The sequence below is a fragment of the Mesorhizobium silamurunense genome (assembly GCF_014843825.1).
GTDB classification, from domain to species: domain Bacteria; phylum Pseudomonadota; class Alphaproteobacteria; order Rhizobiales; family Rhizobiaceae; genus Mesorhizobium; species Mesorhizobium silamurunense.
This window is the reverse complement of the sequence record NZ_JHQR01000329.1, coordinates 1-14,571: the sequence shown is the minus strand read 5'-3', so window position 1 is coordinate 14,571 and position 14,571 is coordinate 1. Positions and strand designations below refer to the sequence as shown.

Sequence of the window (14,571 nt, the reverse complement as noted above, 5' to 3'; positions counted from 1 at the left end):
CAGCCGCCGCGTCGCCGGCACCAGGCGGGTCGAGCTCGAGGTCGGCGGCGAGCGCCAGCGCGTCGAGATCGAGCTGCCGGTCGACCATCCTGCCGCGCAGAAAAGCCGGGTGGCCTTCAGGCCGCGGCGCTGGAAACTTTTCCCGGCTTCCTGACGCATCTTTCTGCTTGCCGATTTCCTGTGGCGCTCGCCCGGCGCCGCGATGAATGCCTGGAAGAAAATCCTGCCAAACAGCTGTCTGGGCGGCGCTTTTTCCTGGCGCTCTGCGATCCACTCGGAGCGCGTGCCTCGTCGGACCAGGCTTTCCTTTTTATGGTCGCATCATAGTTTCTGACTATTCCGAAGGAGACTGTTTCCATGAAGCGTTTACTGCTTGGCATCGCCACTTTCGCCGGCCTCGTCCTTGCCTCCCCCCAAGCCTGGTCGGCCGACAGGCTCTTGAACGCCTCCTACGACGTTGGCCGCGAATTGTTCGCCGACATCAACAAGGCCTTCATCGCCAAGCATCCCGACGTGACGCTCGATCAGTCCCACGCCGGCGCCTCGGCGCAGGCGCGCGCCGTCGCCGATGGCCTGGGTGCCGATGTCGTCACTTTCAACCAGGTCACCGACGTCGATTTCCTGGTCAAGAAGGGCCTGGTCTCCGCCGACTGGCAGAAGGATTTCCCTGACAACGCCTCGCCCTTCTATTCGCTGCCGTCCTTCCTGGTGCGCGCCGGCAATCCCAAGCACATCAAGGACTGGAACGATCTCGTACGCGATGACGTGCAGGTGATCTTCCCCAACCCTAGGACATCGGGCAACGCGCGCTACACCTACCTGGCGGCGACCGCCTATGCGAAGGAAGCCTTCAAGGGCGACGAAGCCAGGGTGAAGGAGTTCATCACCAAACTGTTCAATAACGTGCCGATCTTCGACACCGGCGGCCGCGCCGCCACCACCACCTTCGTGCAACACGAGATCGGCGACGTGCTGATCACTTTCGAATCGGAAACGCGCGGCATCCGCAAGGAATATGGCGACGACAAGTTCGAGCAGGTCACGCCCTCGGTCAGCCTGCTGGCCGAATTCCCGGTGGCGATCGTCGACAAGGTTGCCGACGAGCACGGCAGCCGCGATCTTGCCAAGACCTATCTCGACTTTCTCTATTCGCCCGAGGGCCAGGATATCGCCGCCCGCAATGGCCTGCGGGTGCGCGACACGTCGGTCGCCGCCAAGTATAAGGCCGACTTCCCCGACGTCCGCCTGTTGACGGTGGACAAGGTCTTCGGCGGCTGGGACAAGGTGCAGAAAGAGCATTTCGCGGCAGGCGGCTTGCTCGACCAGGCCTACGGCAGCCGATAACCCTCGACAGGAAAGAAACTGGAGGCCGGCTTTGCCGGCTTTCTTCATGTCTGGAGCCGGCATCGTTTTGTCGGGGAAATCACAGCGCCCAATGTGAAAAACGTTACGAAGAATCAACGCGTTTGCGCCTAAACCTGTGTTGACGAATTGTTGTGCCAATTCGCGCTGCGCGGTCAAACTGTCATGATTTGCACACAAACAACCGCCAGATGCAGGGCAATTGGGGTTTGATGAACTGAATCGGGCATGCTGACCAAAAAAGGCAAATACGGCCTCAAGGCCCTCGTGCATCTTGCCAGCCTGCCGGCTGGCCGGCTTGCATTCGTCAACGACATAGCGGTCGCCAACAACATCCCGAAGAAGTTCCTGGATGCGATCCTCGGCGAATTGCGCAATGCCGGTTTCGTGCAGAGCCGCAAGGGCAAGGAAGGCGGCTATCGCCTTGCCAGGCCCGCTTCCGAGATCAAGATCGGTCATGTCGTGCGCGTGCTCGACGGACCGTTGGCGCCGATCCCTTGCGCCAGCCGCACGCAATATCAGCGCTGCGAGGATTGTGACGAGGCGACCTGCCAGGTCCGCCACATGATGCTGGAAGTGCGGCAAGCGATCGCTGAGGTGCTCGACAATCGCAGCCTCGCCGCGATGCGCGACGCCGACAACGACGATTTCCCGGCCGAGCTGACCTCGCAGATTTAATGCATGTCGCCCAAAAGTGCGCAGCGGTTTGGGCGAACGACAGGCATCAAAACAAAGACTTAAAGCGCGTCGCCTGATTCCGTTTCGACGCGACGCGCTTTAACTGCCCAGCCGCACGCCACGCCGTTGGTTGTCTGTCCGCGCCAGACGCAGTAAATCGGCTGACGGATGGAAACAGGACCTGGGGGATCTAACGCATGAGGCTGCCTTGGCTTGGCAATTCGCGCAGGGCCAGCCGGCAACCGTCATCTCCCAATATCTATCACACCGAGATCATCGCCGACGTGGCGGTGCCGGAGCGCGGCGAGACCGTCCGCTTCTTCAGCCGCAAGCTCGTCCGCCCGGGCAAATTGCGCAGTGTCTCCAACAGGGATCTGCGCGAAAGCGTGCTTTCCTTGTTCTATCTCGGCGTGGCGGCGGTCCTGCCGATCGCCTGGTGGGCGCCCATCTGCGATTGGGTTTCGACGCTTCGGCGCAAGCGCTATTTTCGCAAAGAATTCGCGCGCTATGACGTCGCGATCAAAGCAGTGCTTGGCGATGACGCCGACACGCGAAGCCTTTTCAAGGGCCATCTCGCCGGCGCGCATCGCCGCCGCCTGATGCTTGCCGCTCATCTGGTGCCTGGCAGGCGCTGGTCGCCGGCAATCCGGCTGGAAGGCATCGATGGCTTGCGCCAGGCCTTGCAGCGCGGCCGCGGCGCTATCGTCTGGTGCGACCAGTTCATCGCCCAAACCATCATGGGCAAGCGCGCCCTCTTCGAAGCCGGCATCGAAGCGCACCAGGTGAGCGTCAACTTCCACGGCTTCTCGGAAAGCAAATTCGGCCTGCATGTGATCAACAGGCCGCTGGTCGAGGTCGAAAACCGCTTCCTGAAAAGCCGCATCGTCTTCGAGCGTGCCGACGCCTATCAGGTGACAGTGCGCATCCAGAAGACGCTGAAGGAGAACGGCGTCGTGCTGATGACCAACACCATCCACGCGGGCTCCACATTCACCGAGATCGCCATGGGCGAGCATGGCTGGACCCATCTCGCCTCGGCGCCGGCGAATTTCGCGGCGCGCGCAGGTGCTGCGCTGTTTGCCATGTCGACCTTGGAGACTGTGCCCTTTCGCGAATACCGGGCAATCGTCAGTCCCGAGCTGAAGCCCAACGCAGCCCAGCCCGCATCCCTGCCGGCAAAGGACGTGGCGGCAAAGAACCTCGTCCTGCAGGCGGGCTACATCCTGCTCAAGCGCGACCGTCTGCTGGACGCGATCAGATTATATCCGGACCAGATGATGGCCTGGTCCGGCGCCTCCCGGCTCGCTGGGCAGCAGGATCAGCCCGCGATCGGTGGCGACGCCGCCTAACCAAGTAAGTCCTTTACGATCCCGGCGACAGTCCGCGTTGCATCCACCGTCACCGCGAGCTCGTCCGGGCCCGGCTCTTCCAGGGTGGCGAACTGGCTGTCGACAAGGCTCGCCGGCATGAAGTGGCCTTTGCGGCCCGCGACCCGTCGCCAGGCGGTCTCGCGATCGATCTTCAGATAGAGAAAGACGGTGCCGGGGCAAAAGCCGCGCAACCGGTCGCGGTAGCCGCGCTTCAGCGCCGAGCAGGCCGCCACTGCCTTATGTCCGTCGGCGACGGCGGCGGCGATGCGCTCGCCGATGGCGTCGAGCCAGCCCTCGCGCAACGCGTCCGTCAGCGGCTCCCCGCGCGCCATGCGCGCCACGTTTTCCGGCGGATGCAGTCGATCTCCCTCGATGAAGACCGCGCTCAGCGCCTCGGCCAGCGCTTCGCCGACGACCGTCTTGCCGCAGCCGGCAACCCCCATGACCACAATCGCCGGCGCTGACCGGATGTGGTTTGCTCGTGCCTCTACCGGCTGTGGCATCGCCTTTTTGTCCATGGTCGGCAGTTTGCCAGCGCACGGCATAGAACAAAAGTATCGCCGTTGGGTGCTCCACAATGAAGGGTAGTTTAACAGCCTCACCTAAGCAGCCAATGATCGGTCAGACCGCCTTCGCTTGATCGGCCGTACGCGCCTGCTCCCGCGTGCCGGAGACGATGATCTCCAGGACCTCATGCTCGTCGGTGTTCTTGATATGACGGTCGCCGACATTCTCGCCGCGCTTGAGTACCATGACACGGTCGCCCACGGCGAAAATGTCGACCAGCCGATGCGAGATGATGATCTGGGCAACGCCCTGCCTTTTCAGTTCCAGCATGGTCTCGAGGAGCCGCTCGGTCGCCATCACCGAGAGATTGGCGGTCGGTTCGTCGAGGATCACGACGCGTGGCTCGAAGGAGATCGCGCGGGCAATTGCAACGGATTGCTGGCGGCCGCCCGACAGGCTTTCGACCTTCTGGAAAACGGAGTTCACATCGACCTTGAGCCGTTTCAGCACGCTGTCGGCTTCCGCGTACATTTTCCGGCGATTGACAAAAGGACCTTTGCGCGGCCAGCGGCCGAGAAAGATGTTCTGGCCGACATCCATGTTCCCGCAAAGCGCGAAATCCTGGTAGATCATCTCGATACCGGCATCGCGGCTCTCATGTGGACTCTTGAAGTGCACCGGTTGGCCGGCGACGAAGATTTCGCCGGCATCGCGCTGATAAGCGCCAGTCAGGATCTTCATCAGTGTGGACTTCCCGGCTGAGTTGTCGCCGACCAGGCCGAGAATCTCGCCCGGATAGAGCACCAGATCGACCTTGCGAAGCGCCTGCACGGCTCCGAAGACCTTTTCGATGCCTCGCATTTCCACGATCGGTTGAGGCAAAGCAGCGTCAGGCATCGGCGATTTCCGGAGTTCGTGCGCGTCGCGCGAGGCGGGCTCGCAGGCGACCGAAGAGGTTGGCCTGGCGCACCCAGATGTCGATCAGCACTGCCGCGATGAGGATGACGCCAATGAAGACGTTGATCCAATGCTGCGGCATGCTGAAGCCCTGGACATTGAGCTGCAGGAGCGCCCGGACAAGCGTGATCACGGCGGCACCAGCCAGCGAACCCAGCATGGTGCCGTAACCGCCGAAGATCGACCCGCCGCCGATGATCACGGAGGCGATGGCGTCGAGCTCGCGGAACTGGCCCGCAACGGGGTTGAAGCTTCGGAAATAGGCGACATTGATGATCCCGGCCATCGTCGCGCAGAACGCCGCCAGCATAAGCGAGATGAAACGCGCCCGGTTGGTGTTGATGCCGGCATAGGCGGCGGCGCGGATGTTGCCGCCGGTCGCATAGACCTTTTGTCCAAACGGCGTGTAGGCGAGCACGATGCCAGCAATCAGGGCGACAAAGACCATCCACACCGTCTGCACGCTGACTACTTCGGCGAGGCTTCTGAGGATGCCGTCCGGAAGCACGACGCTGAAGTGAAGGAGGATATCGTTCACCTTCCGGCCGAGCAAATTGTAGCCTTCCGGCCAGCCGGTAAGCTGCTGGCCGGCCACGAACCATGCTGCGAGGCCGCGGGCGATGTAGAACATGCCCAGCGTGGCGATGAAGGCAGGGAGCTTCAAGCCGACGGCGACGACGGCGTTGACGAGGCCGGCGAGCATTCCCGCAAGCAGGCCCATCGCGACAGCGGTGACGGGGTCGGCGCCCAGGACCTTCAGGAAATAGGCGGCCGCGCTGCCGGCGAGCGCCAGGACGGCTCCGACGGAGAGGTCGATATCGCCGGCCGCGATGACGTAGGTAAGCCCGACCGTGATCAGCGCCAGCTCGGTATAGTTGAGCAGAATCGCGAAAGTGTTGGACAGGTTCCACCAGTAGTCCGGCCTGAGGAAGAGACCGGTGAGCCACAGCACCACTGTCAGAATGACGGCGAGGGCATCGCGCCGGGCGAGGAACTTGCCGAACCCGGTCGCCGACAGCGCGATGTCGGTCGCCATTGCGCCCTTGGTCGCCATGCCCTCAAGCGCGACGCCGCCGATCTCGAAGGCCGCCGGCGGCGGCCTGCCGCGCAGCCATGCCCAGAAGCGCGCCGCGACCTGGCGGCGGATGAGGTAGGGCTCGATCAGCACAGCGATGACAAGCAGCAGCCCGAGGAAGACCGGCACCGCGCCCACCGGCAGGGAGTAGACAGCGTTGACCGTCACCTCCTCCTCGCCGATCTTGATGGTGCGCGTGATCGGCAAACCCTCGCGCAGCACCTTGTCGAGTAGGACGACCAGCGTGGCGCCGAGGCAGGATCCGGCGACGCGGCCGCGACCGCCGAGAATGGAAGCGCCGCCGATGATCACCGCGGCGATGACGGTCAGTTCCCCGCTGACGCCGTAAAGCGGGGTCACGCCCTTGTCCTGGGCGGCCGACAGGAGGCCCGCAACGGTGGCGCAGAGCGACGAGAGCAGGTAGGCACGGATGCGCACCCAGTTCGTCGGTATGCCGGCATAGACCGCTGCCTGCTCGTTGCCGCCCGTCGCAAAGGTCTCGTAGCCCCAGCGCGTCTTGGCGAGCACGTAGGCGCCGGTCACGGCTATGACCGCGGAGATCGCGATCTGGTTGTTGAAGCCGAAGACGTTCGTCTCGCCGAGATGAAAGAACAGCGGGGCCTCCTTCGCTTTACCGGGATAGTAGATCGCCTGACCCTGCGTGAGGGCTAGGACGAAGCCGCGGCCGATCAAAAGCGTGGTTAAGGTGGCGATGAACGCCGGCACTTTTAGGATGGTAACGAGCACGCCGTTGACGAGGCCGATCACTATGCCAAGAAGGACGCAGACGATCACCGACGTGACGATGTCGAGATCGGCGAAGCTTGGCGCGAACAGCCTGGCAAAAACGACGGCCACAAGGCCGTAGATGGAGCCGACCGAAAGGTCGAGGTCCTTGTTGATGATGACGAAGGTCATTCCGACGGCGATGATGGCGACCCGCGAGGTATCGCGAAGCAGTGCATGGAACGCCTCCGGCGAGCCGAAGAACGTCGGATTGACGGCAGCGCCGCCAAGATAGATCAGCGCCAGCAGGGCAAGCAATCCCATTTCCCAGCCGCCGACGAGCTGGGGTGGAAGGCGACGAGCGAGAGCTTCAGCGGACATTCTTTGATAGAAGGGTTCTGAAGGCCAAAATGCGCGGGAGATATCCTCCCGCGCCGGGTTCAGGATCGCTTCGACATTCAGTTCTCGAAACGCTTGCCGACCTTTCCAACAGTCTCCTGCGTCACGAGCTGGGCGCGCGTGTCGAGATTGGCGGCTGAGATGCCACGATCGATCTGCAGATAGAGCTGCATGACCGGATAGAAGCCCTGCAGGAAGGGCTGCTGCCCGAGCGCGCCGGTCAGGTCGCCGCTCTTCAACGCATCCTGCTGCGCCGGACCGAGGTCGAAGCCATAGGCGCAGATCTTGCCGGCCTTTCCGGTCTGGGCGACGGCCTTGGCCAGCGCAGGCGTGAATACGTTGTTGCCGGCGAAGGCGCCAACAACGTCACCGCGCGATTCGAACAGCGTCACGATGCCGTTCACCGGATCGTTCGGATTGGTGTCGATGCCGGTGTTCTCAGGCCCCGCGTCGACCTTGAAGGCGTCGAGCTTGCCGGCGTCCTTCAGGCCTTTGACGATCGCGTTGAAGGCCGCGGTGACGCGATTGTTCACCTCGATGTTGCCCATCGCGGTCGATGACGGCAGAACGATCGAGCCCTTCTCGATACCCTTGTCCGCCAGGCATTTGACGAGTGCCTCGCCGGCGATCGCCGCGGCGGAGGCGTCCTGGCCGGTGTGGCTGATGCCGCTGCGGTCAAGGATCGTGCCGTCGAAGGAATTGGTCGTTGCGACCGGTATGCCCTTGGCCTCGGCGGCCTTGACGATGTCGTTATAGGCACCGACCTGGGGCGTTGTCATGATCAGCCCGTCGATCGTCGGATCCTGCACGATCTGATTCAGGATTTCGATCTCGCGGGCCGGGTCGTCGGTCGGAGATTCCGAGCCGAGCAGCAATATCGTGGCGCCGATCAGATTGCCGGCGGCCGTCGCGCCGACATAGACCGGATCGAAGAAGCCGTTGCCGGCCGTATGGGTCACGATAGCGAAAGTGAGATGGCCATCGGCCGAATGGAAATCCTTGGTTGTGGGGGCTTCCTTTGCGGCTTCCTCGAAGCTGTAGCCGCCGACTGCTTTCTGGACGCCGCCGGACTGAGCGAAGGCGGAGGGCACGCCGAGCAGCAACGCTGCGGCGCATGCCGCGAGCGGGAAAGTACGTCTCATGATTATCCTCCCTTGCATTCAACGGGCGGAAGCCGTTCGAGCGCATTTATCCAGGAGATTTTCCGACCGCTTCCTCCCAGTTCGCAATTTTCCGCCCAATGCGTTTGCAAGTAAATAGCCCGCCGCATCCACTGTTCGAGGAGGATGTCAGGTAAACGACGCCGGGAGAGTTCGTCGCCGCATGGCAGGGCTAGCCACCTCCCCCCTGTAGACCGGCCCGACCAGGGTAACGATCGTTGCGGATATCCTGGTCCTGCTGTATTTTAGCAATTACTTACATGAATGTATGCCGCTGTCGCGACGGCATTCTGTCTTCCCTGTCTCGACAGATCGCATGCTCTTCTCTCATCCGCGATCAGCGACTTGCCGGCGCGCGGCCATAGAGCAGAAGCATGGCGACAATCACGACGCCGTAGATGATCTGCCGCCCCGCCTCCGGCATCTGCATGACCGACAGGATCGATTGCAGCAGCGTGATCAGGATCACGCCGGCGACGGTGCCTAAGTAGGAGCCGCGGCCGCCAAGGATCGAAGTGCCGCCCAGCACCACCGCGGCAATCGACGGCAGGAGATAGGCGTCGCCCATCGACTGTGCGGCTTTCGAGGCGTAACCCGCAAGGAGGACGCCCCCGAAGGCCGACAGTCCGCCCGACACGGCAAAGGCGATCATCACCACGCGGCGTGTGTCGACGCCGGAAAGATAGGCGGCACGCTCGCGGTTGCCGATGCCGTAGACGGCGCGGCCGAAGCTGGTGCGGGTCAGCGCGAAAACCATTGCAGCCCCTATCAACGCCCAAATGATCACGGCATTCGGCACCCCCGGGATGGTAAAACCGGTCGCGAGGTAACGCATCGCCGCCGTCGCCGAATCCTGCGGCGAGAATCCGCCCGTATAGACCACCATCAGCCCTTGCGCGACGGCATTGGTGGCTAAAGTGATGATCATCGAGGGAATGCGCAGGTAGGCAACCCCGATGCCGTTGACGATACCGATCGCCACGCCGCAGAGGATGCCGAATGGGATGGCAACAGCAACACCCACCGAACCATAGGCCGCCGCGGCGCAGGCCATCATGGCGCCTGTCGCCACGGCCCACGGCACGGACAGGTCGATCTGCCCGAGCAGGACGACCAGCATCATGCCGGTGGCGATCACGCCGAGAAACGATGCGACCTTCAACTGCTGCAAGAGATATTCCGGCGAGAGAAAACTGCGCGAATAGAGGCTGCCCACCAGAAGCAGCAGCAGGATGCAGGCAAAAGCGGTGACCACCGCGGGGTCGGCGCGGCGGATGAATTTCGGCATGCGGCCGGCGATGCCGCCAAGCGTCGTTTCGCTCACAGGAACCACTCCAGCCGGTTGCGCACCCGAAATAGCGCGAAGGCGCCGAGGCTAACCGCGATCAACAGGATAACGCCCTGGAACAGCGGCTGCCAGAGCGGATCGAAGTCGAAGACGAACAAGAGGTCGCCGATAGTGCGGAAGGCGAGCGCGCCGAAGATCGCGCCGATGGCGCTGCCTTTGCCGCCGAACAGCGACACGCCGCCGAGCACGACGGCTGCGATGGAAAACAGTGTGTAGGCATTGCCGCTGGCATAGGCGGCTTCGCCCGTATAGGTGAAGAAGGTAAGGAACAGGCCACCGATCGCAGCGAGCAGGCCGGCAAGCGTGTATGCAAGGAATTTGCCCCTGCGGATCGGCACACCCGACATATAGGCCGCCGTCTCCGACGAGCCCGCCGCATAGGCCGCGCGGCCGAGTTCGGAGCGGCTGAAGGGCACCCAAACAACGAGTACGACGACGAGCAGCGCCACCAGGCTCGCCGGCACGACGCCGAAGAAGCGCCCGGTCAGGAAATCAGCGAGGCCCTCGTTGACCGAGCCGCCGGGAACCGGCCGCAGCAACAGCGCAAGACCGAAATAGACAGCACCTGTGGCAATCGTCGCCACTATCGGCTGCAGGCGGCCATAGATGACGATGGCGCCGTTGACCGCGCCGCAGAAGAGCCCTGTGCCCAGCACGGCCACCAGGCCAAGCGCGGTTTCGAGCCCGGTGCCGATCACCAGCCAGGAGGCCATGCAATTGGTCAGTGTGAAGATCATGCCGACCGACAGATCGATGCCGGCGGTGATCACTACAAGCGTTTGCGCCATGGCGATGAAGGCGAGCAGTACGCCCTTGTTCGCCGCTGTCTGCACGACATTGGCGGTGAAGCCTGCCGGATGGTTGGCGCTGTAGATGGCGAACATGACGATGAAGATGCCGAAGGCAAGCAGCGTTCCCCGTTGTTCGGCCAGCCAATAGCGCCAATCCCTCACGCGCCCTCTCCTCGTCTCGGCCCGGCGTGCTCGCCATGGATGTTCAGCGCGCTGGCAATCAGCGCGTGTTCGGTGATCTCGGCGCCGACCAGCTCGCGCTTGACGGCGCCGTCATAGAGCACCAGCACGCGGTCGCAGCAGCCGATCAGCTCGTCATAGTCCGTCGAATAGAACAGGATCGCGGCGCCAGCGTCGGCCAGCTTGCGCATCAGCTGGTAGAGCTCCTGCTTCGTGCCGACATCGATGCCGCGCGTCGGGTCGTTGAGCAGGATGATGCGCGGCTGCCGCATCAGCCATTTGGCGATCACCACTTTCTGCTGGTTGCCGCCGGAAAGCGCGCCGACGGGAATGTCGAGGCCCGCTGTCTTGATGGCGAGCAGCCCGACCATGTCGTCGATCAGCCGCTGCTCCGCGCCGCGGTCGATGAAGCCGGCTTTCGACAGCCTATCGAGCGCCGCGAAGGACAGGTTCTCGCGCACCGTCATCGGCAGCATCAGCCCCTCGGTCTTGCGGTCTTCGGGAATCAGCGCCATGCCGATGCGATCATCCCTCGCGGCGGCGGGACTGGCGATCGAAACCGGCTTGCCGTCGACCAGGATCCGACCGGAAAGACCGCGCAGCACGCCGAAGAACGCGAGCAGCAGCTCGCGCTGGCCCTGGCCGTCGAGACCGCCCAGCCCGACGACTTCGCCGGCCTCGATCGACAGAGAGACATTGTCCAGCCGATTGCTCCAGGAAAGGTTTCGCGCTTCCAGCACCGGAGCCGCGCCGGATTGAGGTCGGATCGGCTTCGGCGGGAAGATATGGCTGTATTCGCGGCCGATCATCAGTTCGACAACTTCGTTGTCGCTCTTCGAACCTGCCGCATAGCTGGCGACGTTGCGACCGTTGCGAAACACCGTGCACTGGTCGGCCAGTTCAGCGATCTCGTTCATGCGGTGCGAGATGTAAAGCAGCGCCAGCCCTTCCTCGCGCAGCCGCTTGAGCACGCCGAATATCTTGGCGACATCCGCCGCTGTCAGCGCCGAGGTCGCCTCGTCGAGGATCAGGATGCGCGGCTTCCTGGCGAGCGCCTTGGCGATCTCGACCATCTGCCGGCGCGACAGCGGCAGATCCTTGACCAGCGCCAGCGGATGGATGTCGGAAGCGCCGGCGCGGGCAAGCGCCTCTTCCGCGATGCGCCGCTGCGCCTTGCGGTCGATCATGCCGAAGCGTTTCGGCGGATTGGAGATTACGATGTTATCGGCGACGCGGAGCTCCGGGACGAGCGACAGCTCCTGGAAGATGCAGACAATGCCGGCCTGGTTTGCGGCGGCTGGCGATGCAAATGTCACCTCGCGACCGTCCAGTGTCATTGTACCTTCATCCGGCGCGACAACACCGGCCATGACCTTGATCAGGGTCGATTTGCCGGCGCCGTTTTCGCCGAGGATTGCGTGGATGCTGCCGGCCGTGACCGTAAGGTCGGCCTTTTCCAAGGCCCGAACGCCGCCATAGCGCTTGGATATGCCTTCCATGCGGAAGAGCGGAGCCGCGCCGTCCATCAGCCCTCCCCAGGCCAGTTCGCGATTGGCACCATGCAACCGGCGCCGCGGCTCTCCCGCGGCGCCCGCCTGGTCAGGCTACTTGTTTTCCTTGGTCTGGCCCATGATTTCCTGCGCGGTGAAATTGATGCCGCAGGTCGGGAAGGAATTGCCGACGAAGAAATTGTCGGACTGGTCGGGGAAGAAATCCTGGCCTGCCTTGAAGTTCGGATCCTCGACGATAGCCAGAGGCAGCTTGATCGACTGCGGCACGACATTGCCTTCGAGCGCGGCGATCGCCGTCTTGATCGCAACCGCGACCTGGGCAGGTCCGGTGCCGGCCGAAGAGCATTTCAGCCCATCCGCGGCGTGTGCGGCGCAGAATTTGCGGAAGCCGTTTTCCGTCTCGCCGCCGAACGGCACGAACGGATGCTTGGCGTCGATCATCGCTTGCACGATGCCGGTGTCGCCACCCTGCCCGGTGATGCCGTCGAACGGTCCGCTGGTGGCGATCGCGTCGGCCGTGGCCTTCTGGGCCACGCCGTCATCCCATTTGCCAACGACCTCGGTGACTTCCCATTTCTTGCCCGACCCGTCGAGGACCTCATGGATGCCATTGTGACGGTCGGTGTCGACGGAGGTACCGGCAACGCCGCGCACTTCGAGCACCTTGCCGCCATTCGGCACATGCGAGACCAACCACTTGCCCCACAACTCGCCGAGGCCCTTCTGGTCGACATTGACGTTGATGGCGTCCTTGGTGTCGAGGATGTTGTCGAAGGCGACGAGAATGACGCCGGCTTCCTTGGCGCGCTTGATGACCGGCCCGAAAGCGGTCGGATTCTGGGCGTTGACGACGATCGCATCAAAGCCGGAATCGATGAAGTTGTTGATCGCCGAAATCTGCGCCGGCACATCTTCGCCGGTCGACACCACCTTGAATTCCTTCAACTTCTTGGCAACGTCCGGCTGCGCGGCATAGGCCTTCGCTGTCTGGATCATCTGGATGCGCCATGTGTTGGCGATATAGCCGTTGGCGAGCGCGATGCGGTACGGCCCATCCTTCTTCGGATATTTGAAGAACTGTGTGTCGGCTGCCCAGGGCGCGAAGCAGTCCGGCTCGGCCGACGGCCCTTTGACGATTTCCGGCCCGGCGATCGCCGACGAACTCAGCATGACGAATGCAGTGGCGGCAATGACGCCGCCAACGAGTGACTTGATCATCGGTATTCCTCCCAGTTGCAGTTCTGCTTGTTGAATGTGTTGGCGGTCGGCCGGCACCCTCCTGCCGATCCGATACGCTTGCGAGGTGACTCGCGTCGTCCCTCTTTCCCCCTCCTCCAGGCAGCTCATAAAACTATCATATTATACATAATAAACAAGCATGAGCTGTTGCTTATGTATAATAAACAGACTTCTGTCACTATTTGGATCGCTCGATACAAAAGATGGTAGCGCTACCATGAAGAGCTGTAAACCGGCATTTGCACAGTCGCCTCTGAGTGTTTCAACGGGCGGTGCTCTCGCGGCGTATGAGCTCGAAACCGAGGTCGACGACCCGCTGCTGCGGCCTCCGGCCCGCAATCGCGGCAAGCGCCATCTCCACTGCCCGGCGGCCGATTTCGTAGCGATGCGTGCGAACGCTGGTGACCGACGGGAACGCCGCCTGCATCATGTCGAGGTCGTTGAAGCCGATAATGCCGATCGTGTTCGGCACCGCGATCGCCGCGCGGTGGCATTCGAACAGGACGCCAAGCGCGATATCGTCATTGTTGCAGAAGACGCCGTCGAGCGACGGCATCTTGGCCAGCGCATCGCGCAGGAGCTCGCGGCCGAGCGTCACGCTGGACAATAGCGGCGTGGTGGTCACCAAGCGGCGATCGAACAGGCCGGCCGCCTCCATGGCCGCGCGATATCCGGCAAGGCGTCGCTGCGAGCGCGGATCCATGCGCGCGCCGATGAAGCCGATGCGACGATAGCCCGCTTCGATGAGATGCTCGGTCGCCGTTCGGCCGCCGTCGAAATGCGAGAAGCCGACCAGCATGTCGACCGGATCGGATCCGGTTTCCATCACTTGCACCACCGGGCAGTCGGCCGTCTCCAACAGCTTTCGCGACAGCGGTGTCTGGTCGATGCCGGCAACGATCAGTGCCGCCGGGCGCTGCGGGGCAAACACCTGCAGCAGCCGCTCTTCCTCCAGGCCCGAGTAGTGCGTGTTGCCGAGCTGGATGCGGAAAGGGCTGTCCGACAGGCTGTCATAGATGCCGCGCACCACTTCGGCAAAGACGTTGTTGGTGAGCGACGGCACCAGCACGCCGAAGACCTCCGCGCGCGCCGAGGCCAAGGCCCGCGCATTCGGATCCGGCACATAGCCGAGCTCGTCGACGGCAGCCTGTATCTGCCGTCGCAGATCTTCAGAAACGCGCCCAGGCTCGCGCAGAGCGCGCGACACCGTGATCGCGCCGACGCCGGCCTTGCGCGCCACGTCGGCGATGGTTGGGCGGCCACCGCCG

Annotated in this window: 13 protein-coding genes; 4 read left to right on the top strand and 9 right to left on the bottom strand. The window is 63.1% G+C overall.

Annotated elements, in window-relative coordinates:
* The 4 genes from DH10_RS31520 to DH10_RS31505 form a co-directional block, all read left to right on the top strand.
* Window positions 1–154, top strand: a 154-nt coding sequence (locus tag DH10_RS31520) for a TOBE-like domain-containing protein (protein WP_192385708.1), incomplete at its 5' end; no start/stop codon positions are given.
* A gap of 203 nt (window positions 155–357) precedes the next feature.
* Complete coding sequence (locus tag DH10_RS31515) at window positions 358–1,344, top strand: sulfate ABC transporter substrate-binding protein (RefSeq protein ID WP_192243331.1); 987 nt, start codon at window positions 358–360, stop codon at window positions 1,342–1,344.
* A 246-nt stretch (window positions 1,345–1,590) separates the two neighbouring features.
* Window positions 1,591–2,040, top strand: coding sequence for an RrF2 family transcriptional regulator (locus DH10_RS31510; RefSeq protein ID WP_192243333.1), 450 nt, complete (start codon window positions 1,591–1,593; stop codon window positions 2,038–2,040).
* Between the two features lie 197 nt (window positions 2,041–2,237).
* Window positions 2,238–3,389: a hypothetical protein gene (locus tag DH10_RS31505; RefSeq protein WP_192243335.1), complete on the top strand. Its 1,152-nt coding sequence runs from the start codon at window positions 2,238–2,240 to the stop codon at window positions 3,387–3,389.
* Here the strand turns inward: DH10_RS31505 and DH10_RS31500 are convergent.
* The 9 genes from DH10_RS31500 to gntR all read right to left on the bottom strand — a co-directional run.
* Window positions 3,386–3,913 (bottom strand): gluconokinase, encoded by a 528-nt coding sequence (locus DH10_RS31500; protein WP_246505807.1) that lies wholly within the window; start codon window positions 3,911–3,913, stop codon window positions 3,386–3,388. The two genes, DH10_RS31505 and DH10_RS31500, sit on opposite strands and share 4 nt — an antisense overlap.
* 118 nt (window positions 3,914–4,031) lie before the next feature.
* Window positions 4,032–4,814: an ATP-binding cassette domain-containing protein gene (locus DH10_RS31495; RefSeq protein WP_192243339.1), complete on the bottom strand. Its 783-nt coding sequence runs from the start codon at window positions 4,812–4,814 to the stop codon at window positions 4,032–4,034.
* The gene (locus tag DH10_RS31490; protein WP_192243342.1) at window positions 4,807–7,056 is read right to left on the bottom strand and encodes an ABC transporter permease; all 2,250 of its coding nucleotides are present in this window, start codon (window positions 7,054–7,056) and stop codon (window positions 4,807–4,809) included. The genes DH10_RS31495 and DH10_RS31490 overlap by 8 nt, the downstream gene beginning before the upstream one ends.
* A 77-nt stretch (window positions 7,057–7,133) precedes the next feature.
* Window positions 7,134–8,216: a substrate-binding domain-containing protein gene (locus tag DH10_RS31485; RefSeq protein ID WP_192243344.1), complete on the bottom strand. Its 1,083-nt coding sequence runs from the start codon at window positions 8,214–8,216 to the stop codon at window positions 7,134–7,136.
* 355 nt (window positions 8,217–8,571) lie between these two features.
* Window positions 8,572–9,558 carry an ABC transporter permease gene (locus DH10_RS31480; RefSeq protein ID WP_192243346.1) on the bottom strand — a complete coding sequence of 329 codons (987 nt, stop codon included), beginning with the start codon at window positions 9,556–9,558 and terminating at the stop codon, window positions 8,572–8,574.
* On the bottom strand, window positions 9,555–10,535 hold the full coding sequence (locus DH10_RS31475; RefSeq protein WP_192243348.1) for an ABC transporter permease: 981 nt from the start codon (window positions 10,533–10,535) through the stop codon (window positions 9,555–9,557). Before DH10_RS31475 ends, DH10_RS31480 begins: the two co-directional genes overlap by 4 nt.
* Window positions 10,532–12,079, bottom strand: coding sequence for a sugar ABC transporter ATP-binding protein (locus DH10_RS31470; protein WP_192243350.1), 1,548 nt, complete (start codon window positions 12,077–12,079; stop codon window positions 10,532–10,534). The genes DH10_RS31475 and DH10_RS31470 overlap by 4 nt, the downstream gene beginning before the upstream one ends.
* Window positions 12,080–12,157: 78 nt before the next feature.
* Window positions 12,158–13,282 carry a sugar ABC transporter substrate-binding protein gene (locus DH10_RS31465; RefSeq protein ID WP_192243352.1) on the bottom strand — a complete coding sequence of 375 codons (1,125 nt, stop codon included), beginning with the start codon at window positions 13,280–13,282 and terminating at the stop codon, window positions 12,158–12,160.
* A gap of 283 nt (window positions 13,283–13,565) precedes the next feature.
* A partial coding sequence (gene gntR, locus DH10_RS31460) for an HTH-type transcriptional regulator GntR (protein ID WP_192385707.1) occupies window positions 13,566–14,571 on the bottom strand: 1,006 nt, incomplete at its 5' end.